The sequence below is a fragment of the Nocardia amamiensis NBRC 102102 genome (genome assembly GCF_001612745.1).
Classification (GTDB): Bacteria; Actinomycetota; Actinomycetes; order Mycobacteriales; family Mycobacteriaceae; genus Nocardia; species Nocardia amamiensis.
The window spans coordinates 55,125-73,825 of sequence record NZ_BDBA01000029.1 but is presented as its reverse complement, the minus strand read 5'-3'; the positions used below and the strand labels follow the sequence as shown (position 1 = coordinate 73,825).

The 18,701-nt window shown below is 68.6% G+C and carries 23 protein-coding genes; 15 read left to right on the top strand and 8 right to left on the bottom strand.

Annotated features, from left to right (window positions below):
• Nucleotides 1-54 precede the first annotated feature (54 nt).
• Complete coding sequence (locus NA4_RS08210) at nt 55-696, top strand: DoxX family protein (protein WP_067466466.1); 642 nt, start codon at nt 55-57, stop codon at nt 694-696.
• Nucleotides 697-768: 72 nt separating this feature from the next.
• Here NA4_RS08210 and NA4_RS08205 read toward each other — a convergent pair whose 3' ends face one another.
• Entirely contained in the window at nt 769-1,197 is a 429-nt protein-coding gene (locus NA4_RS08205; protein ID WP_067466463.1) for a nuclear transport factor 2 family protein, read from the bottom strand.
• A 326-nt stretch (nt 1,198-1,523) separates the two neighbouring features.
• On the opposite strand from NA4_RS08205, the gene NA4_RS08200 reads away from it, so the two are divergent.
• From NA4_RS08200 to NA4_RS08185, 4 genes are read left to right on the top strand one after another with little or no spacing between them, the layout of a single operon-like run.
• On the top strand, nt 1,524-1,868 hold the full coding sequence (locus NA4_RS08200; RefSeq protein ID WP_067466460.1) for a hypothetical protein: 345 nt from the start codon (nt 1,524-1,526) through the stop codon (nt 1,866-1,868).
• Nucleotides 1,865-2,308 carry a MerR family transcriptional regulator gene (locus NA4_RS08195; RefSeq protein WP_067466456.1) on the top strand — a complete coding sequence of 148 codons (444 nt, stop codon included), beginning with the start codon at nt 1,865-1,867 and terminating at the stop codon, nt 2,306-2,308. The genes NA4_RS08200 and NA4_RS08195 overlap by 4 nt, the downstream gene beginning before the upstream one ends.
• The gene (gene merT, locus NA4_RS08190) at nt 2,298-2,591 is read left to right on the top strand and encodes a mercuric ion transporter MerT (protein ID WP_067466453.1); all 294 of its coding nucleotides are present in this window, start codon (nt 2,298-2,300) and stop codon (nt 2,589-2,591) included. The genes NA4_RS08195 and merT overlap by 11 nt, the downstream gene beginning before the upstream one ends.
• Nucleotides 2,592-2,616: 25 nt before the next feature.
• The gene (locus NA4_RS08185; RefSeq protein WP_067466450.1) at nt 2,617-2,952 is read left to right on the top strand and encodes a YnfA family protein; all 336 of its coding nucleotides are present in this window, start codon (nt 2,617-2,619) and stop codon (nt 2,950-2,952) included.
• A 57-nt stretch (nt 2,953-3,009) separates the two neighbouring features.
• On the opposite strand, the gene NA4_RS08180 is transcribed toward NA4_RS08185, so the two are convergent.
• Nucleotides 3,010-3,771 carry a dienelactone hydrolase family protein gene (locus NA4_RS08180; protein ID WP_067466447.1) on the bottom strand — a complete coding sequence of 254 codons (762 nt, stop codon included), beginning with the start codon at nt 3,769-3,771 and terminating at the stop codon, nt 3,010-3,012.
• 337 nt (nt 3,772-4,108) lie between these two features.
• Nucleotides 4,109-4,984 carry a VOC family protein gene (locus tag NA4_RS08175; protein ID WP_245671187.1) on the bottom strand — a complete coding sequence of 292 codons (876 nt, stop codon included), beginning with the start codon at nt 4,982-4,984 and terminating at the stop codon, nt 4,109-4,111.
• A gap of 85 nt (nt 4,985-5,069) precedes the next feature.
• On the opposite strand from NA4_RS08175, the gene NA4_RS08170 reads away from it, so the two are divergent.
• Nucleotides 5,070-6,017 (top strand): Lrp/AsnC family transcriptional regulator, encoded by a 948-nt coding sequence (locus NA4_RS08170; RefSeq protein WP_067466548.1) that lies wholly within the window; start codon nt 5,070-5,072, stop codon nt 6,015-6,017.
• 124 nt (nt 6,018-6,141) lie between these two features.
• Nucleotides 6,142-6,762: an HAD family hydrolase gene (locus NA4_RS08165; protein ID WP_084496896.1), complete on the top strand. Its 621-nt coding sequence runs from the start codon at nt 6,142-6,144 to the stop codon at nt 6,760-6,762.
• Here NA4_RS08165 and NA4_RS08160 read toward each other — a convergent pair.
• Nucleotides 6,759-7,388, bottom strand: coding sequence for a TetR/AcrR family transcriptional regulator (locus tag NA4_RS08160; protein ID WP_067466441.1), 630 nt, complete (start codon nt 7,386-7,388; stop codon nt 6,759-6,761). The two genes, NA4_RS08165 and NA4_RS08160, sit on opposite strands and share 4 nt — an antisense overlap.
• A 56-nt stretch (nt 7,389-7,444) precedes the next feature.
• On the opposite strand from NA4_RS08160, the gene NA4_RS08155 reads away from it, so the two are divergent.
• From NA4_RS08155 to NA4_RS08145, 3 genes are all read left to right on the top strand, one after another.
• Nucleotides 7,445-8,593: an acyl-CoA dehydrogenase family protein gene (locus NA4_RS08155; RefSeq protein WP_067466438.1), complete on the top strand. Its 1,149-nt coding sequence runs from the start codon at nt 7,445-7,447 to the stop codon at nt 8,591-8,593.
• An 11-nt stretch (nt 8,594-8,604) separates the two neighbouring features.
• Nucleotides 8,605-9,357, top strand: a complete 753-nt coding sequence (gene fabG / locus NA4_RS08150; protein ID WP_067466435.1) for a 3-oxoacyl-ACP reductase FabG — start codon at nt 8,605-8,607, stop codon at nt 9,355-9,357.
• Between the two features lie 218 nt (nt 9,358-9,575).
• Complete coding sequence (locus tag NA4_RS08145; RefSeq protein ID WP_067466432.1) at nt 9,576-10,433, top strand: helix-turn-helix transcriptional regulator; 858 nt, start codon at nt 9,576-9,578, stop codon at nt 10,431-10,433.
• Between the two features lie 2 nt (nt 10,434-10,435).
• Here NA4_RS08145 and NA4_RS08140 read toward each other — a convergent pair whose 3' ends face one another.
• The gene (locus tag NA4_RS08140; RefSeq protein WP_067466429.1) at nt 10,436-12,718 is read right to left on the bottom strand and encodes an ATP-binding cassette domain-containing protein; all 2,283 of its coding nucleotides are present in this window, start codon (nt 12,716-12,718) and stop codon (nt 10,436-10,438) included.
• A gap of 174 nt (nt 12,719-12,892) precedes the next feature.
• Between NA4_RS08140 and NA4_RS08135 the strand changes: the two genes are divergently transcribed.
• Both NA4_RS08135 and NA4_RS08130 read left to right on the top strand, forming a co-directional pair.
• The gene (locus NA4_RS08135; RefSeq protein ID WP_218022264.1) at nt 12,893-13,468 is read left to right on the top strand and encodes a class I SAM-dependent methyltransferase; all 576 of its coding nucleotides are present in this window, start codon (nt 12,893-12,895) and stop codon (nt 13,466-13,468) included.
• 224 nt (nt 13,469-13,692) lie between these two features.
• Nucleotides 13,693-14,088, top strand: a complete 396-nt coding sequence (locus tag NA4_RS08130; RefSeq protein WP_067466423.1) for a hypothetical protein — start codon at nt 13,693-13,695, stop codon at nt 14,086-14,088.
• Nucleotides 14,089-14,112: 24 nt separating this feature from the next.
• Here NA4_RS08130 and NA4_RS08125 read toward each other — a convergent pair whose 3' ends face one another.
• Genes NA4_RS08125 through NA4_RS08115 form a run of 3 tightly spaced genes read right to left on the bottom strand, consistent with a single transcriptional unit; the run spans nt 14,113 to nt 16,333 of the window.
• On the bottom strand, nt 14,113-14,997 hold the full coding sequence (locus NA4_RS08125; RefSeq protein ID WP_067466420.1) for an LLM class F420-dependent oxidoreductase: 885 nt from the start codon (nt 14,995-14,997) through the stop codon (nt 14,113-14,115).
• Between the two features lie 57 nt (nt 14,998-15,054).
• Complete coding sequence (locus NA4_RS08120; RefSeq protein ID WP_067466417.1) at nt 15,055-15,255, bottom strand: hypothetical protein; 201 nt, start codon at nt 15,253-15,255, stop codon at nt 15,055-15,057.
• A 10-nt stretch (nt 15,256-15,265) separates the two neighbouring features.
• Nucleotides 15,266-16,333 carry an NAD-dependent epimerase/dehydratase family protein gene (locus NA4_RS08115; protein ID WP_067466414.1) on the bottom strand — a complete coding sequence of 356 codons (1,068 nt, stop codon included), beginning with the start codon at nt 16,331-16,333 and terminating at the stop codon, nt 15,266-15,268.
• A gap of 108 nt (nt 16,334-16,441) precedes the next feature.
• Here NA4_RS08115 and NA4_RS08110 point away from each other — a divergent pair, with 108 nt between their 5' ends.
• From NA4_RS08110 to NA4_RS08100, 3 genes are read left to right on the top strand one after another with little or no spacing between them, the layout of a single operon-like run.
• Nucleotides 16,442-17,071, top strand: coding sequence for a TetR/AcrR family transcriptional regulator (locus NA4_RS08110; RefSeq protein WP_067466411.1), 630 nt, complete (start codon nt 16,442-16,444; stop codon nt 17,069-17,071).
• Nucleotides 17,072-17,131: 60 nt separating this feature from the next.
• The gene (locus NA4_RS08105) at nt 17,132-17,443 is read left to right on the top strand and encodes a nuclear transport factor 2 family protein (RefSeq protein WP_067466408.1); all 312 of its coding nucleotides are present in this window, start codon (nt 17,132-17,134) and stop codon (nt 17,441-17,443) included.
• A 43-nt stretch (nt 17,444-17,486) separates the two neighbouring features.
• Complete coding sequence (locus NA4_RS08100) at nt 17,487-18,629, top strand: alkaline phosphatase family protein (RefSeq protein WP_067466405.1); 1,143 nt, start codon at nt 17,487-17,489, stop codon at nt 18,627-18,629.
• The last annotated feature ends 72 nt before the right edge of the window (nt 18,630-18,701 follow it).

Below are 18,701 nucleotides of genomic sequence, written 5' to 3'. Positions count from 1 at the left end.
CCACATCGAGAAACCTCTAGAACACAGCACATCGATTCGACAAAGAAGGTTGAAATGCATACTCCAACAACCACAACGTCGCAGCACGCGACTACCGAGAAGTCGGACCTCGTCGCACGCAGCGACGGGAACCGGGGACGGATTCGGCGCATCGCCTTTTGGGCCACCACGTCTGTCATCGTCTTCGAGTTGGTCGCGGGTTCGGTGTGGAACCTGCTGGCGATCGAATGGGTCGAAATCCAATTGCAGCACCTGGGTTTCCCGCATTTCTTCGCCTACCTGTCGGGTGCGTGGCAGGTCGGTGCGGCCGTCGCGATCATTGCGCCGGGGTTGCCCCTGATCAAGGAATGGGCGTACGCGGGTGCCTTCTTCCTGTGGTCGGGTGCGGTGGTGTCACACTCGGCGGTCGGCGACGGTGTCGAGTCATGGTCGGCAGCACTGATATTCGCGATTTGCGCTGTCGTGTCGTGGATGCTGCGACCGGCCGACCGCCGGCTCCCACAGACGTGGCTGAGTCGGGACCGCACTGCCGGCACTGGACAGGTCGACGCCGGTCTGCCGGGAACCCGCCCGCGCGAGTGGGCCGTTGCGATCGGGCTCCTCGTTGTGATGTATGCCGCTTCGTTCCTCACACTGCCCGCGGTCGAAGACGCCATGCACAAGAACGCCGTTGAGCTCGGCTGGATCGACGAGTAGCGGCTCCAGAGATTGTCCTCCGCAGAACTGCGGGTCCTACACGCGCGCTCGTCGCCATCTGTGCCTCTCGCTTCAGCCAGGCAGCAGGCCGCGATTGCCCTCGCCCCACAGCGCGGTCATCACCACACCCCTGATCCGCCAAGTGCCGTCGTTGCGCACGAGGTCGAACCGGTAGCTGCCGCCCAGCGTCCACAACGACGCGCCGAACGCGTCGGCTTTGCGGTGCGTCGCCTGGAACGACGCCGTACACACCGCAGTGTCACCATCGATGGTGACCAGGTGGTTGGCGAGCAAATGCTGTGTGGAGGCGAACCCGCCGAGGGTGTCGCGCCAAGCGCCGACGATCTGCGCCGGGGCCAGCACCACCGGTTCGCCGCCGTTGAGGCTGGTGTAATCCAGCGTCACCTGTTCGGCGAAGACCTGCTCGAGCGCGTCCCACTCACGGTGATCGGTGTGCCAGGCCATACGGGTACAGGTGTCGATGACATCGAAACGATCCATACACGGATCCTTACACTGAACCCCCGGCGCCGGAACGGAAGTCGCTGCACGATCCACTGCAACAAGCTGCACGCCAGGGCCAACCCACCACCAATCGACACCTCCACCTGGGTCAGGTCCCGGGCGTGGTGTAGCTGGGATGGTGGCCGGTGATTGCTCGGCGAGCACGGAAAGCTGCTGCCACCGAACCGGCCCGCCGAACGCGTCGACCCGATCGAGTATCGAGAAACGGCCGGTTCTCGGACCGGGATGGCGTGCTGGACTTGCACACATTTTCGCTGGTTGGGGTTGCATCCTGTACCTGGGTACAGGCTTACCGTGAAAGCATGATGATCACACCTTCGCCCGGGAATCGGGTGCCGGACTCGTGCACCCTGCCCACCGCCGAGCGGCCTGTTCGGATCGCGGAGTTCGATCGGTTCTTCGCCGAATCCGTGCAGCGTAGACATCGGCCCGCGCGCACGCGGCTGGACCTGCTGGTGGACCTCGACGCCGAAGCGGTCGGCTGTGACCTCGCTGCCCGTGAGTCCGAGTGCTGCTCGTTCTTCGCCTTCAGCTTCGATGCCACCGACACCGGTCTGGTGATGCACATCGAGGTTCCCGACAACCAGGTCGAGGTCCTCGACGCACTCGCCGCGCGGGTGGACGCGGTGATCGGCGACCGGCGTTGACCGGGTTGCGCACCGGCGAGCTGGCCGCCGCGGCGGGAGTCAACACCCAGACATTGCGGTACTACGAGCGGCGCGGGCTGCTCGCCGAACCACAGCGGTCCCTGGGCGGGCATCGACTCTATCCGGAGCAATCGGTCACGGTGTTACGGGTGATCAAGGCGGCCCAACGGCTGGGTTTCACCCTCGACGAGGTCGCTGAGCTGCTCACTGCCACCCAGTTGGGCCGTCGTCGCACCGATGCCGGGTTGCAAGCACGCGCGGCGGCCAAACTGGCCGAGATCGACGCGAAGCTCGCCGAGCTGACCTCGGTGCGCGACACCCTGCGCGCCGCGCTCGCGGCAGGATGTGACGACCTGATCGCCTGCAGCGAAAGCCCCTGCTGCCCAGTGCCATTCACTACCGGCGACGCCGCCGGCGCAGGAGGCGATTGTGGCTGCTGAGGACACCGGAACACGGCGCTGGTTGGCGCCGATCGGGTTGGGCGCGCTCTGTGTCGGGTGCTGTGTGGTGCCGCTCCTGATCGCCGCCGGTGTCCTCGGCGGCGGGCTCGCTCTGGTGAGCCTGTCGTGGCTGCAACCGGTGGGCATCGCCCTCGTCGCCGTAGGGATGGTCGGGCTGTTGTGGGCACGAGCCCGTGCCCGGCGCACCGGCTGCACTGCCACCGGCACCTCGCGCGATTGCGCAGGCTCGGGATGCCGCTGCACCACAGTCACCGCACCCTGAACCCGGGCTCCTAGGCTCGGCAGCCATGACCGTGTTGCGTTCGATCCTCTTGTTCGTGCTGGCCGCTGTCGCGGAAATCGGCGGCGCCTGGCTGGTGTGGCAAGGCGTCCGCGAACACCGCGGCTGGGCTTGGATCGGCGCCGGTGTCGTCGCCCTCGGACTCTACGGATTCGTCGCCACCCTCCAACCCGACGCCCACTTCGGGCGCATTCTCGCCGCCTACGGCGGCGTCTTCGTCGCAGGCTCGCTGGCCTGGGGCATGGCTTTGGACGGATTCCGGCCCGACCGCTGGGACACCACCGGCGCCCTCATCTGCCTGCTCGGCGTCGCCATCATCATGTACGCACCACGCCACGCCTGACCTCGGGCAGCACCGTCGCAAGCGCCACCCGCACCGCGCAGGCCCGGCCGAGCCCGGCTACCGACGCAAATTGCGGTCGAACAGGGCCAGCAGTTCGCGGTAGTGCCGTTCGGCGGCATCGAGGTCGTAGGCGGACGTATCGGCCTGGGTGTAGCCGTGTTGGGCGCCCTCGTAGACCTCGGTGCGGTAGCGGACGCCAGCCGCCTCGAGTGCCTTGTCGAACTGGGCAATGTGTTCCGGCGTCATGTGGTGATCCTCGCCGGCGTGGGCGAAATATAGCTCCGCGGTGATGTTTCCAACGGTCAGGTGCGGACTGTCCGGGGTGTCGGTGACCAGCGGTCCGCCATGGAATCCGGCCACCGCCGCAACCCGATCGGGGAACATAGCGGCGATCAGCACCGCCAGCCGCGCACCCATGCAGTAGCCGGTGACGCCGACCTTCCCCTCGGCTACCTGCGGCGACGCCGCAAGCCACGCGAGGTAGGCGCCCGCATCGGAACGCAGGACCTCCGGTGTCAGCTCGCGGATCATCGGGAAGACCTGCTGGAAGATCTCCGGCCGCTCCGCCGGGTCGATGAAGTCCGGCAGCTCGATCACCGGCGCACGCCCGTGCCGGTAATAGGCGTTCGGCATCAGGACGGTGTAGCCGTGGGCGGCAATACGATCGGCCAGCGACCGCAGGCTGGGCCGCAGTCCGAATCCGTCCTGAATCACCAGCACTCCCGGATGGGCGGCGCCATCGTCCGGGTAGGCAACATACGCATCGGCGACACCATCCGGCGTCTGAACGTCGACCGACATACCCTGCACTGCAGTCATCGTTGAACCCTCCTGTCGCGTCGACCCTTTCGAACATATCCCATGCGGAATCGGCCGATTCGACCCGCCTACCGGTCATCACAGCTACCGATCGGCGCACGCAGACCCCCGGCGAATCTGCCGGGCGCGCACTCGCATCCGGGATAACGGCACGGTTGGTGCCGTGACCGATCGCATCGCCATCGATGACACCGCCCCGGCCATCCCGGGGGCCGTCCGGCGAAAGCCATGGTGGGCTATGGGTTCCCGGGTGGTCTGGCAGGAGAGGCACGACTTGCCGTCGCGGCGATGCTCGCGGTGCTCGCCCGGTTCCCCCCGCGCCGAGCGAATCCGGATGTCACCCGACTTCGAAGAACAGACCGGCGCCGTAAGCGTCGCGAGCGGAGACAAAGAATCCCTCGCCGGTTTCCCGGAACGACACCCCCGAATTCTCGATGATGCCCCGCGCTACGGCGAGATCGTCGACCGCGATGGTCATGGCGGCCAGATATGACGGCGCGGGTGCCGGTTCGCCTGGCAGCACCTCCTCGGCTTGCGATGCGCGCACGATCTCCAGCCGTCCGGCGCCCATTTCCAGCACTGTCCGCGGGCCCTTGTGCACGACGGGAGCGCCGAGTATCCGGGCGTAGCGGTCGATGATCGCGTCGGCTTCGGCGTCGGCCGCGACGATCAGTACCGCCGCGATGGCGCGTGCCCCGTTCGGGTGCGACAGATAGCGCGGCTGGTGCACGTATTCGCGGGTGAGATGCTGGGCGACGCCGAGCATCGCCTCCGGCGTCGAAGCCGGGTCCACGTGCACGGCCCGCGCACGCACGGTCCGGACGCCGTTCTCGGTCTCGACATCGCGCTCCAGATCGAGCACACCGGATGCTCGCACACCTGCTGCGACGAGTTGCTCACGCGCCGCTTCAGGGTCGGTGGTCTCGAGGTTGAGCAGGCGGAAGCCTTCGTACTGGTCGGCCATCGCTTTGGTGTGCCACGGGTCCGGCGCCGACTCGTCCACGATGCCGAGCAGTTCGATATACGAGCCGCCGAACAGGGCGCATCGGTTGGCGGTGCAGCCCAGCACGGGCGCTTCGCCCGGACGCGCGCTCAGCAGATGCCGCGAGCGTGGGCTGAGGGTGAACCCGAGATCGAGGTAGCGGCGTTCCAGACCGTCCAGGTCGCGGGTCAGGATTCCGGTGTGGTGAATGGCATCGATCGGTTTCTGCACACCTGAGATGCTTGCTCGGTGCGCCGAGGACAGTGCGTCACCGCAGGGAATGCACCGGATTCCGACACTGTCCTACCCTGACGTGGTGGATTCGGTCATCTTGGACGACGTCGACCGGAGACTGCTGCACGCATTGCAACTCGACGGCCGCGCTCCGTTCAGCAGGCTGGCACCCGTGCTGGACGTCTCCGAGCGCACCCTGGCCCGTCGCTACCAGCGGCTGCTGTCGACCGGAGGACTTCGGGTGACCGGGGTCGCCGACAGCGGGCGCGTCGGCCACGCCGAATGGCTGGTCCGCCTGCGGGTGCGGCCGGACGCCACGACCGCGCTGGCACGAGGGCTGGCGCGGCGCGCCGACACCGCCTGGGTGACGATCATCTCCGGCGGAGCCGAACTGGCCTGCCTGTTCCGGGTCCCGGACGAAGCGCCGCTGCCCGAACTGGCCCGCCACCCGGCCGTACTCGGCATCGCGGCACATCGCGTCTTGCGGCATGTCATGCAGCGCCGCTGGCAGGGCCGGATGTCGGCGTTATCCGCCGAAGAAAGCGCGGCAGTACGCGCGCCGGAGCAGACGCCCGCTCCGATGGTCCTGACCGAACTCGACGAGCGCCTGCTTCCCGCGCTGGCCGCCGACGGCAGGGCGGCATATCCACAGCTCGCGCGGACGGTCGGCTGGTCGGAATCCGCGGTGCGGCGCCGCGTCGAGGAGTTGCGCCGCGCCGGGATGCTCGGGTTCGACGTAGAAATCGATCCCGTACTGTTCGGATTCACTGTGCAGAGTTTGCTGTGGTTGTCGGTCAGCCCCGGTCGTCTCCTCACGGTCGCGAACGCCCTGGCCGCCGATCCGGAGGCGGGCTTCGTCGGCGCGACGACCGGCCCGCACAACCTGCTGGTGTGCATCGTCTGCCGCGACACCGACGCCCTGTTCCGCTACACCACCGAGCGGATCGGGTCGCTGCCCGGGATCGAACGGATGGAGATCAGTCCGATCAGCGGCTACGCCAAGCGCAGCGCGCCACCGCGCTCCACCTGACGCACGTCTGCAGCGGAACCGCGAAACCTCCAGCCCCGCAGCCACATTCGAGCCAATCCGGCATTCCACGTGACGCACATAACACGGCGCGCCGCGGTGCGAACGAACGCAGTAGGGTCGAGTCGTGACCTGGACCGTGGGCTTCGACCTCGACATGACGCTGATCGACTCGCGCCCCGGTGTGGCCCGTGCCATCGACACTCTCGCCGTAGAGTTCGACCTGCCGCTCAGCGGTACGGCGTTCGCCGATCGGCTCGGACCACCGCTGGCCACGCTGCTGGTCGAAGCGGGCGCTCCCGAGGAACTGGTTCCTGATCTGATCACCCGGTACCGTGCGCTGTATCCCACGCTGGTGTCGACCATCCCGCCGATGCCGGGCGCGCAGGCCGCGCTGGCGGCCATCGAAGCCCGGCAGGGACGAGTGGTCGTGGTCACCGGCAAGCACGCCCCGCTCGCACGGCTGCACATCGACGAACTCGGTTGGCGCATAGACCATCTCGCGGGCGATCTCTGGTCGGCAGGCAAGGCGGCGACGCTGCGCGAGCAGGGGGCGGATCTGTTCGTGGGCGACCACGTCGGCGACATGCGCGGAGCGCAGGCCGCGGGAGTGCTCGGCGTCGGCGTCAGTACCGGTCCGTGCACGGCGGACGAACTGCGCGCCGCGGGCGCGGACGTGGTGCTCGCCGACCTCACCGAGTTTCCCGGCTGGCTCGCCGCGGAGTTCGGCGCGGTCGCCGCCAACTAGGACAACCCGTCGAATCGCACCGTCAGTCCGTCCAGCAACGCGCGCAGCCCGGTCTCGAACGCGGCGTCGTCGATCTCGCGCTGCCTGCCCGCCAGCAGGTGGGCCTCGTCCAGGTGCGGATACGCCCCGCGGTAGACCGCCGCGTCGTCGGGGAATCCCGCCGCGAACGATCCCAGCGTTGAGCCGGTGACGAAGAAGCGCAGGAGCGCACCGACCTCGGTAGCCGCTCGCCGCGGCCAGCCCGCGGCCACCAAGCCGCCGAAAACCGCGTCGGCCTGGCGCAGCGCATTCGGACGCCGGCCCATTCCCTGGTTCAACGCGGGCACCAACCGGGGATGCCGTGCCAGCGCCGCGCGATAGGACCGCGCCCAGACCTCCAGCGCGCCGCGCCAGTCCGGCCCGCCGGTGAACATCGCGAGGTCGACCTCGCCGAGCACCGTGTCGACCATCGCGTCGAGTAGGTCGTCCTTGGTGGCGACGTGGTTGTACAGCGAAGGTCCACGCACCCCGAGTTCGGCGGCGATCCGCCGGAACGACACCGCGTCCAGGCCGCTCTGGTCCACGACCGTCAGCGCGGCCGACACGATGCGCTCCCGGCTCAGCAGCGGTTGTCGTGGTCTTCCCACCCGAACTCCTCTCAAAAACTTGCACTGTTAGTTTATTTGCCGTTAGCCTACCGCCCGTGAACCTCGAACTCTCCGACGAGCAGACCGCGGCGCGGCGGATGGCCGCCGATTTCGTCGATCGCGAGATCGTGCCGCACGCCGCGCGATGGGATCGCGAGGAGTCCGTCGACCGGGCGATCGTCGGCCGGTTGGGCGAACTCGGCTTCCTCGGACTCACCATCCCCGAGCAGTACGGCGGCAGCGCGGGCGACCACCTGACCTACTGTCTGGTCCTGGAGGAACTCGGGCGCGGCGACTCGGCCGTGCGTGGCATCGTGTCGGTCTCGCTCGGTTTGGTCGCCAAGTCGATTCACCACTTCGGCACCGAGGAGCAGAAGCGGACCTGGCTGACGCGACTCACCACGGGCGAGGCGCTCGGGTGTTTCGGGCTGACCGAACCGGGCAGCGGGTCCGACGCCGCCCACCTGCGCACCCGCGCGGTGCGCGACGGCGAGGACTGGGTGCTGTCGGGCACCAAGATGTTCATCACCAATGGCACCTGGGCGGACGTCGCGCTGATCTTCGCGCGCACCGGCGGCGAAGGACACCGGGGCATCACGGCTTTCCTCGTCCCCACCGACTCCCCCGGCTTCACCGCGCGGGAGATCCACGGCAAGCTCGGGTTGCGCGGGCAGGCCACCGCGGAACTGGCGCTCGACGGGGTGCGCGTGCCCGACAGCGCCCGGCTGCACACCGAGGGCAAGGGCTTCACGGTAGCGATGGCGGCGCTGGCCAAGGGCCGCATGTCGGTCGCGGCGGGATGCGTCGGCCTGGCCAAGGCCTGCCTGGACGCCGCGGTCGGCTACGCCACCGAGCGCGAGCAATTCGGCAAACCCATCGCGGGACACCAACTCGTGCAAGAACTTCTCGCCGACATCGCGCTGGACGTGGACGCGGCCCGGCTGCTGGTCTGGCGGGTGGCCGACCTCATCGACCGCGGTAAGGAGTTCGCCGTGGAGTCCTCGAAGGCGAAACTGTTCGCCTCCGAGGCGGCGGTCCGTGCCGCCGACCGGGCGGTGCAGGTATTCGGCGGCTACGGCTACATCGACGAGTTCCCGGTCGGCAAGTACTTGCGCGACGCCAAGGTGATGACCCTGTACGAGGGCACCAGCCAGATCCAGAAACTGCTCATCGGGCGTGCGCTGACCGGCGTGGCCGCATTCTGAAAGGACATCACATGCAGCGCTTCACCGACCGGGTCGCCGTGGTTACCGGCGCGGCCCAAGGCATCGGCGCGGCCACCGCGCAGCGGCTGGCAGCCGAGGGTGCCGCCGTCGCCGTGCTGGACCGCAACTCCCCCGACGAAACCGCCGCGCGGATCACCGCGGCAGGCGGTGTCGCGCGAGGTTATGTCTGCGACGTCACCGATCGCGCCTCCGTCCAGGCCGCATTCGACAGCGCCGCAAGCGATCTCGGCAGCCCGCAGATCTTGGTCAACAACGCGGGCATCACCCGCGACGAGCTGTTCTTCCGCCTGTCCGAGGACGACTGGAACGCCGTGCTCGCGGTCAACCTGACCGGCGCGTACCACTGCGCGCAGGTCGCGCAGACGTTCATGGTGCCCCAGCGGTACGGGCGCATCGTGTCCTTGTCGAGCCGCTCGGCACTCGGCAATCGCGGCCAAGCCAACTACGCGGCCGCCAAGGCGGGTATCCAAGGCCTGACCGCGACGCTCGCCATCGAGCTCGGCCGCTACAACATCACCGTGAACGCGGTCGCGCCCGGCTATATCGCCACCGCGATGACCGCCGCCACCGCGAACCGGGTCGGCATGTCCGCCGAGGACCACCAGAAAGCCGTCGCGGAACGCACACCGCTGGGCCGAGTCGGACAGCCCGAGGAGGTCGCGGCGGCGATCGCCTTCCTCGCCTGCGACGAGGCGAGCTATGTCAGCGGCCAGACGCTGTACGTCAACGGCGGCGCGCGCTAGGGTCCTGTCTCGACTCACCACCGCACCGGTCCGGTGCGGTGGAAGAAGCCTCCGGTCGGTCCGTCCGGGCCGATCCCTTGTTCGCCCCGGCCACCAGGGCCGTTGTCGGGTCCGCCATCGTGCCGGCGTCGCGTTGGTGGCACTGGCGTACCAGGGCCACTAACGTTTGGGAGTACCGATCCCACCCCAATGATATTCAGCTGCGGCATGATCGGGGCGTGGATCGAACCGAGCTGGCCGCGCTGCTCCGGCAGGCGCGCGGCCGGGTGCAACCGGAGGATGTCGGCCTGCCGGCTGGACCGCGCAGGCAGGTGCAGGGGCTGCGCCGGGAAGAGGTCGCCCAGCTCGCCGGCGTCAGCGTGGATTACGTGGTGGGACTGGAGCAGGGGCGCGGCCCCCATCCCTCCAGCTCGGTGCTGGCCGCGCTCGCCCGCGCGCTGCGGCTCAACGACGAGGACCGCACGCTGCTGTTCCAGTTCGCGGGCGCGGCGCCACCACGGGAGCGCCGCATCGACATGGTGGTGCGGCCCAGCGTGTTACGCCTGCTGGACCGGATGGCGGACCTGCCCGCGCTGGTGCTGTCGGCGAAAGCCGACCTGCTGGCGTGGAATTCGATGGCGGCCGCACTGCTCGGTGACTTCTCCACCTGGCCGCCCGCCGAGCGCAACATCATCTGGCAGCGCTTCCTGGGCACAGAGCGCGGACGGGTCGCGATAACGCCCGCCGAGGCCGACAACGCCGCGGCGCTCTCCGTGTCGGCCCTGCGCGGCGCCCGCTCCCGTTACCCCGACGACCCGGGCTTGCTGCGCCTGATCTCCGAACTCCGTTCGCGCAGTCCGCGGTTCGAGCAGCTGTGGACCGCCCGGCTGTCCGGGCAGTGGCGCAGCGCAACGAAGACGATCGATCATCCCGACTTCGGAACGCTGCGTCTGGACTGCGACACCCTTGTCGTCCCGGACACCGACCAAGCGGTCGTGGTCTACTCCGCGGCGCCGGGCACCAGCGAGGCCTCGGCGCTGGAACTGCTGCGGGTCACCGGCACAGAACGGTTCACGGTGCCCGAGTCCGCCGACTAGCCCTATGCCGCCTTGTAGCGGCGCAGGTATTCGCCGGTCAGTGAGGTCGGGTGGGCGAGCAGTTCGGCAGGCGTGCCGGTGAAGACGATCTCACCGCCGTCCTTGCCCCCGTCGGGTCCCAGGTCGATCACCCAATCGGAGTGGGCGACCACGTCGAGGTTGTGTTCGATCACCACCACCGTATTGCCCCGCTCGACCAGACCGTCCATCAGCGCCAGCAGCGTGTCCACGTCCGACATGTGCAGGCCGGTGGTGGGTTCGTCGAGCACGTAGACGCTGCCGGTGTTCTGCAGCTGAGTCGCCAGTTTGATCCGCTGCCGCTCGCCGCCGGACAGTGTGCTCATCGCCTGGCCCAAGCTGAGGTAGTCCAAGCCGACCTCGTTCATGGTGCGCAACTTGGTGTGCAGCGCCTTCTCCGCGAAGAATCCCAGCGCCTCCTCGGCCGTCATCTCCAGCACGTCGGCGATCGACTTGCCGCGCAGGGTCAGAGCGAGCACGTCCTCGGAGAAGCGCCGCCCGTCACAGGCGTCGCAGTGGGTGGTCACCGGATCCATGTAGGCGATCTCGGTGATGATCACGCCGCGGCCCTCGCACTGTTTGCAGGCGCCCGCGGAGTTGAAGCTGAACAGGCCGGGAGATTCTCCCGTCGCCTTGGCGAAAAGTTTGCGGACCGGATCCATCAGGCCGAGATAGGTCGCGGGTGTGGACCGGGATGACGCCGCGATCGGCGACTGGTCCACGAAGATCGCCTCCGGATGTTCGACCACGAACACGTCCCGGATCAGGCTGCTCTTGCCGGAGCCCGCGACGCCGGTGATGGATGTCAGGATGCCGGTGGGTATCCCGACGGTCACGTCCTTCAGGTTGTGCACCGTCGCACCTCGGATGAGCAACTCCCCCGTGCCGGTGCGGAAGCTCTCCTTGACGCGGAAGGGGCGGCGCAGCCCGGCGCCGGTCGGTGTGTCGGCCACCCGGAGGTCGGCGAAGCTGCCCTGGAACACCACTTGCCCACCGTGCACGCCCGCACGCGGGCCGACGTCGACGACGTGATCGGCGATCTCGATGACGTCGGGATCGTGCTCCACCACGATCACCGTGTTGCCCTTGTCCCGCAACGCCTTCAGCAGATTGTTCAGCCGTCCGACATCCCGCGGGTGCAGCCCGACGCTGGGTTCGTCGAAGATGTAGGTCAATCCGATCAGCGTGCTGGACAGGTGCTTGATCATCTTCAGCCGCTGGCCTTCGCCACCCGACAGCGTCGAGGTCGGCCGATCCAGGCTGAGATATCCGAGGCCGATATCGGCCACACGCCCCAGCGCGGTCCGGATGGCGCCGGCCAGACCCGCCGCAGCCGGGTCGGCGACCTCGTCGAGCACCGCCATCAGATCGGTGATCTGCAAGCCCGCCCAGTCGGCGATATTGCGGCCGTTGATCTTCGTGGCCAGCGCCGCCTGGTTGAGCCGGGCGCCCGCGCAACTCGTGCAGACGCCCTCGGTGAGGAATTGCCGTATCTGCTCACGGGTTTTCTCGCTGAGCGTGGAGGTGTCCCGCTGCAGCCGGGTGCGGGTGAACTTGGCGGCGATGCCTTCGTAGTCCGCCTTCCAGGTGCCCTTGCTGAAGGTCAGTTCGACCTTGCCGCCGGTGCCGTAGAGCAGATCGTGGAACTCCTCCTCGGTGTAGTCCGTCAGCTTCTTGTCCGGGTCGAAGCGCCCCGACTTGCCGTACAGCTGCCAATCGCCGCTGCCGACACCATAACCCGGCAGCAGGATCGCGCCCTCGTTGAGCGACTTGGTCCGGTCGAGCAGCCGATCGGGATCGGCGCGCACGGTGACGCCGAGACCGTCGCAGTCCGGGCACATGCCCTGCGGCACGTTGAACGAGTAGTTGTAGACGAAACCCGCCGAGGGCGAACCGAATCGGGCGAACATGGCCCGCACCATGGAGAAGATGTCGGTCATCGTGCCGACGGTGGAGCGCGGCCCTCCGCCCACCGGCTGCTGATCGATGATCACCGGCGCGGTGAGGTTCTCGATCGCTTCCGCGTGCGGGCGCTCGTAGCGGGGCAGGAAGTTGAGGATGAACGCGGGAAAGGTGGCGTAGAGCTGGCGCTGCGATTCGACGGCGATGGTGTCGAAGACGATCGACGACTTGCCCGAACCGGAGACGCCGGTGAAGACGGTGATCTTATTCTTGGGGATCTCCAGCGAGACGTCGCGCAGATTGTGCTCGCTGGCTCTCAGGACCCGGATGACGTCGGGAGTTACGGCGGATTCGGCGAAAGGCATACCGAACACCTTGCCATCGGGTACCGACAAAATGGCACGTAATATGTGATGCAAATCACATTAGATCCTGAGGAATGCGCGATCTGCATGCGTCCAGGCAGCGGAGAGCCGTGCGTGGCATCAGCAGCCCGCGCTTCGATGGAGACGGCCGCCGCCACCACTAGGGTGAGAAACGTGCGCGGCGACCCCTACTGGAACCACAACACCCACTACCACCCGTGGCTGCTGAAGCAGGTGACCCGCTCGGCACGCACGGCGCTCGACATCGGCTGCGGCGACGGCCTGTTGGCGGGCAAGCTGGCCGGCCGCGGGCTCGCCGTCACGGGGATCGACGTCGACGCGGGCGTCCTCGCGCAAGCGCCCGCCACCACCGGCGCGCGACTCGAAGAAGCCGATTTCCTCGAGTATCCAGGCACTTTCGACGTTGTGACCACCGTGGCGACGCTGCACCACGTCCCGCTGCGCGAGGGCATGTCCGCGCTGCGGCGCCTGGTCGCGCCGGGCGGCACACTAGCCGTGGTCGGGTTGTGGAACATGACTCCCCGCAACGACTTCCACTACGCACCGCTGTTGCCCGCCATCTGGGCGATGGACATCCTGCACCGGGTGGGCGGTCCAGGCGCGCAGATACGCGATCCCGGTGAAAGCTACGCCGAGATCCGCTCTGCCGCAGCCGAACTCCTGCCCGGGGCCCGGATCCGACGGCGGCTCATGTGGCGCTACACCCTGCTGTGGCGCCGGCCCGGGTGATCGACTCTCCCAGCGGCAGCGGGCTAGAGTCGTGGCATGCCGTCGCCTCGGGAGCATAGAACGCGAAGGGCCACCGTCACGATGCCCGGCGACGCCGTCGCCCGGTCGCGTCGAGCGCACACGCCGATCTTCGGCGCCCGACGCTCTTTCGAGCTGACCGGCCGCGCCCAGAACCTACCGCCACTATCCGTGGAGGAGGCCAGCGAACCGAGCGCCGGCACGGCGTGACCGCCCCGGCGCTGGGCGGCGTCGTCCTGGACGCCGCCGCGGTCCTGGCATTCGTCCATCGCGCCACCTACGCCCACGCGGTCGTCTGGGCCACGGTCGACGCGGGCAACACCATCGTCGTGCCGAGCACCGTCCTGGCGGCGGCGCGCACCCACATTCCGGACGACCGGCTGGATATCCTGGCCGTGCTGGTCGGCCTACCGCACACCTTGATCCCGTCGTTCGATCCAGCGCCCGCCCACCGGCTCGAGGTGGGACACGGCGCGGGGGCCTTGATCGCGGCGGGCCACGCCACGCGCGAGGCGGTCTCCCGGGACTGGCCGTGCCTGACCGGTCGGCCGAAGCGGCTGCGCCAGATCGACCCTCGCGTCATCATCGACGCACTGCCGTGACCCGCACCCGCCCGGCGAGGCTGGTCAGCGCAGAAGCTGGATGACCGGCGCGAACTTCTCCATGCTGTCCTCGAGGACGGTGATGTAGCTGATGCCGTAGCGGTCGCGGCGATCGCGCAGGCGGTCGGCCATCTCCGCGGGTGTCCCCATGAGCAGGATGGGGTGATCCTCGGGAGAGTCGGCGACGTCCGGCGGCAACGCGGGGCCGAAGACCTCCAGCACGCTCGCGCGTTCGGCGGGCGGGACCACCCGCTGCACAAGGATGTTGAACTCGACCCGGTCCAGCCGCGCACCGAGCAGCTCTCGCACATAGGCGACGCGTTCAGCGGTTTCGGCGAGTCCGGCCATCTGCAGCGGCCCGCCGTTGCGTGCGGCCGCCGCACCGGTGAAGGCGATGATGTCGGCGTGCCGGGCGGCCACGGCCAGCAATCGATCACCCCAGCCGCCGATGAGCACGGGCGGGCCGGACGGCTGGGCGGGCTGCGGCTGGTACTCCGGGTCGGCGAACAGGCCGCGCAGCGTGATCACGGTGTTCTCCAGGTGTTCGACGCGTTTGCGGCCGGTCTCGAAGGGGATACCCGCGGTCTTGAACTCGGCCTGCACGTAGCCCGCGCCGAGGCCGAGTTCGACTCGCCCGTCGGTGAACTGATCGGCTCCGGCCACGTCTCGGGCCAGCAGCACCGGGTTGTAGAACGCTGTGTTGAGCACGAACGTGTTCAGCCGTACCCGCTCGGTCGCCTCAGCGGCCAGGATCATCGCGGGGAACGGCGCGGGCAGGCCGAGATGGTCGGCGACGCCGACCACGTCGAAGCCCAGTTCCTCTGCCTTACGGCACTTTTCGATCCACTTCGACCGGGACTCGGGGACCATCATGTTGACACCGAACCGGAAGGGGCGCTGCGCAGTCACGCGTCTTGTCTAGCGAACCGGGCAACGCGCGTTCACTCCGGCCCCCGCTCGGTCGGTTCAGCACTGAGTGAGCGTGCCCGCCGCGACGGCGATCCCGAGCAGCGTCACAACGGTCGCGGCCACCGGTACGGGACGGCGTAACGCCTGCCGGACCGACCCGGCAGGCCGCCGTTCGGCGGAGTCCGCCCCCGAGGCCCGGCGTCCGAACCACCGCCGCACGATGGCGGCCGTGGTGATGATCAGTGTCGCGATCAGCATGCGGCGCTCCTCAGACGCTCGCAGTCGCCGACGACGCGGTATTCCGCTTGGCCGGCCCCGCGACGATTCCGTGCTGGAGCAGGCTTTCGGCGGTGTCCAATACCGTTTCGCGGACCGGGCGCATGCTCCAGCCGAGCTCGCGACGGGCCTTCTCGGCGCTGAGCTGTTCGGTGCGTCCCAGCATCGGGACGGTCAGCCGAACACCCTTGTCGAAGATCGCGACCGATCGGACCACCCAGTCCGGGAGTTGCCTGGTCGGTACCCGGAACCCACGCGGGCCGAACTCTTGGGCGAGGATGCGCGCGATGTCTCCCATTCCCAGGTGCTCGCCCGCGCAGATGTAGCGGTTGCCCGCGGCCTCGGGCGTTTCCAGTGCGAGGCGGTGCGCCACCGCGAGATCGCGCACGTCCACCGGGGCCCAGCCGACCCGGGGCGAGCCGGGCATGTCCCGGGCCAGCAGCCTGCGCACCGGTTCATGTGAGGTACTCGTCGCCTCGGACAGCACCGGCCCGAGCACCATGCCGGGATTGATGACGACCAGCTCGAACCTGCCGCCGACGGGCAGGCTTCCGGCGAAGTCCCAGGCCGCCCGCTCGGCAAGCGTCTTGCTCTTCTGATAGGCCGCGCTGCGTTCGACCACCGACCAATCGGCCTCGGTGCGCAGCGCTTGGTCGGCGTGGCCGTACGCGATCGCGGCGGTCGAGGAGGTCAGCACCACTCGGCGCACGCCGTCGGCAGCGGCGCAGGCGCGCAGGACACGCAGGGTGCCCTCGACGGCCGTGTCGATGAGTTCACCCTCGTCGTCCGGCGGAGCAGCCGGGAACGGCGAGGCGACGTGCATGACCGCGGCGCAGCCTGCGACGGCGGCCGCCCAGCCGTCGTCGCGGTCCAGGTCGGCTCGAGTGAACTCCAGTTCGCCCCCAATCCGCTCGGCCAGCTCGACCAGGTGCGCTCGTTTGGCGGTGGCGCCGAGGTCGCGGACTGTCGCACGCACGGCGTAGCCGTGCTCCAGCAACTCGGCGATGACATGACCGGCGACGAATCCTGTTGCGCCGGTGACCAATACCCGTGTGCTCATGTGTCCATCCGTCTCGTGAAGTGGCTACCGCGGCGCTCATCTGAGCGCCGCTCAGATAATCTAAGCACCGCATAGTTAGGTTGTCCAGGGCGCGTCGAATACGCTCGGATGGTGACGCGGACCAGTTATCACCACGGCGCCCTGCGCGACGCGCTGCTGGCGGCCTGCCTGCGTTTGATCGAAACCGAGGGACTCGCCGCGGTCAGCCTGCGCCGGGTGGCCCGCGAGGCCGGAGTGAGCACCGCGGCGCCCTACCATCACTTTCCCGACCGGGCCGCCTTGCTCGCGACGCTGTCCACCCAGGGCTTCCAGTCGCTCGGCGCGTACTTGACCGCCGCCCGCGACGACGCGACGACGCCCATGGGCGCGCTCAGCGCGATGGCCCGCGCCTACGTCCGGTTCTCCCGCGAGCAACCGGCCTATTTCCGGTTGATGTTCCGGCCGGAGCTCTCCCAGCCGGACAAGCACCCTGATGCCATGGCCGCGGGCGATGCCGCGTTCGGCGTTCTTGCCGACGCGATAGCCCAATGTGTGCGCGCGGGCGCACTACCCGCCGACAAAGCCGACACGCTGGCGGTCATGTTCTGGGGGCTCGGGCACGGCCTGGCCTCGCTGTGGCTGGACGGACAGCTGGAAAAACGCGCGATACAGTTCGGCACCACCGCGTCGGATCTGGTGGACGATGTCATGCGGACCTTCACCACACTGATCGAGCCCAGCACCCCGCCGCTGACCTAAAGTAGACGCCAGAGGTTTGCTGCCTGATTGTTCCCCCATCGATCCGAGAGGACGACACGGATGAACGCCCAGCTGGATCCGACGGTGCAGGAGTTCGTCGACGCGCTCAACGCCAACGATCAGGACCGGTTCTACGCGGTGCTCACCGACGACGCGACCATGTCCGACGACGGTGTGGAACGCAACCTCGCCCAGTGGACCGAAGCGGAGATCTTCTACAGCAACGCCCGCATGCAGGTCGAATCCATCGGCGACGACGGGACCGAACTGGTTGCCGACTACACCAATTCGCGGTGGGGCTCGATGCGCACCAACTGGCGGTTCGTCGTGCGCGACGGCAAGGTGAGCCGCTTCGAGACCGGCCAGGCCTGAATGCCCTTGCCATCCGGGCTCCGACGTTGACATCCTGACGTTCGTGTTCGTCGCGCCCCGTTACGGTACGAGTTCTCTGGCCGATCTGTTTCCCTCGGTTCTGGCCGGACTCGGCGTCCCCGGCGCCGAGGACCGCCTCGGTCTCGAGCTCGGCGTCGACCGGGTCTGCGTCCTGCTGATCGACGGGCTCGGCTACGACGCGCTCGCCGCGAACCCCGCCGCGGCGCCCTTCCTGTCCGGCCTCGCGCCCGTCTCGCTGACCGCCGGGTTCCCGACGACGACAGCCACCAGCCTGGGCTCGCTCGGCGTCGGCGCGCCGCCCGGCGAGCACGGGATCGTCGGTTATCTGCTCAACATCCCCGGCTACGATCATCTGTTGAATCCGCTGGCCTGGCGGCTGCACGGCGACCCGCGCAAAGCCGATCTGCGCGCCGAGCTCGTGCCGGAGGAGTTCCAGCCCCGGCCAACGGTTTTCGAACGCGCCGTAGCCGACGGGATCGCGGTCGCCCAGGTCTCGCCGCACGATCAGGCCGGCTCTGGGCTGACCAGGGCGGTCCTGCGGGGCTGCGAATTCCGCCCGCAGTTCTCCTTCGGCGATCTCGTCGCCAACGTGGCGGAGGCGGTGCGGTGCGGGTCGCGCTCGCTGGTCTACACCTATCACGGCGAACTCGATCTGACCGGGCATGTGCGCGGTCCCTCGTCCCGCTCCTGGGAATTGGAGCTCGCCAACGCCGACCGGCTCGCCGCCGCCTTGGCCGAGCAGCTGCCGCCCGGCGCGGCGCTGCTCGTCACCGCCGATCACGGCATGGTGGAACTGGACGGACGGGTCGATTTCGACACCACCGACGCGTTGCGTGAGGGCGTCCGCGAACTGGGCGGCGAGGCCCGCGCCCGGCACGTCTACACCGTCGCCGGCGCGGCCGCCGACGTCGCAGCGACCTGGCAGGACACGCTCGGCGCCGATTTCGAGGTGCTCACCAGGGACGAGGCGGTGGCGCGGTGCTGGTTCGGCCCGACGGTCACCCCCACGAACGCCGAGCGCATCGGCGATCTCGTCGTGGTCGCCCGCGGGCGGCGTGGGATCATCCGCAGCGGTATCGAGCCGCTGCAGTCGCGGCTGGTCGGCCATCATGGTTCGCTCACCCCGGCGGAGATGAACGTTCCGCTGTGCGTCTTCCGCGCGTGACGGGCGCGGCAGGGCCTTAGGGTGTACTGCGATCGCGGCGGATGTCGCCGCGGCCGAACCCTTCAGGAGGAG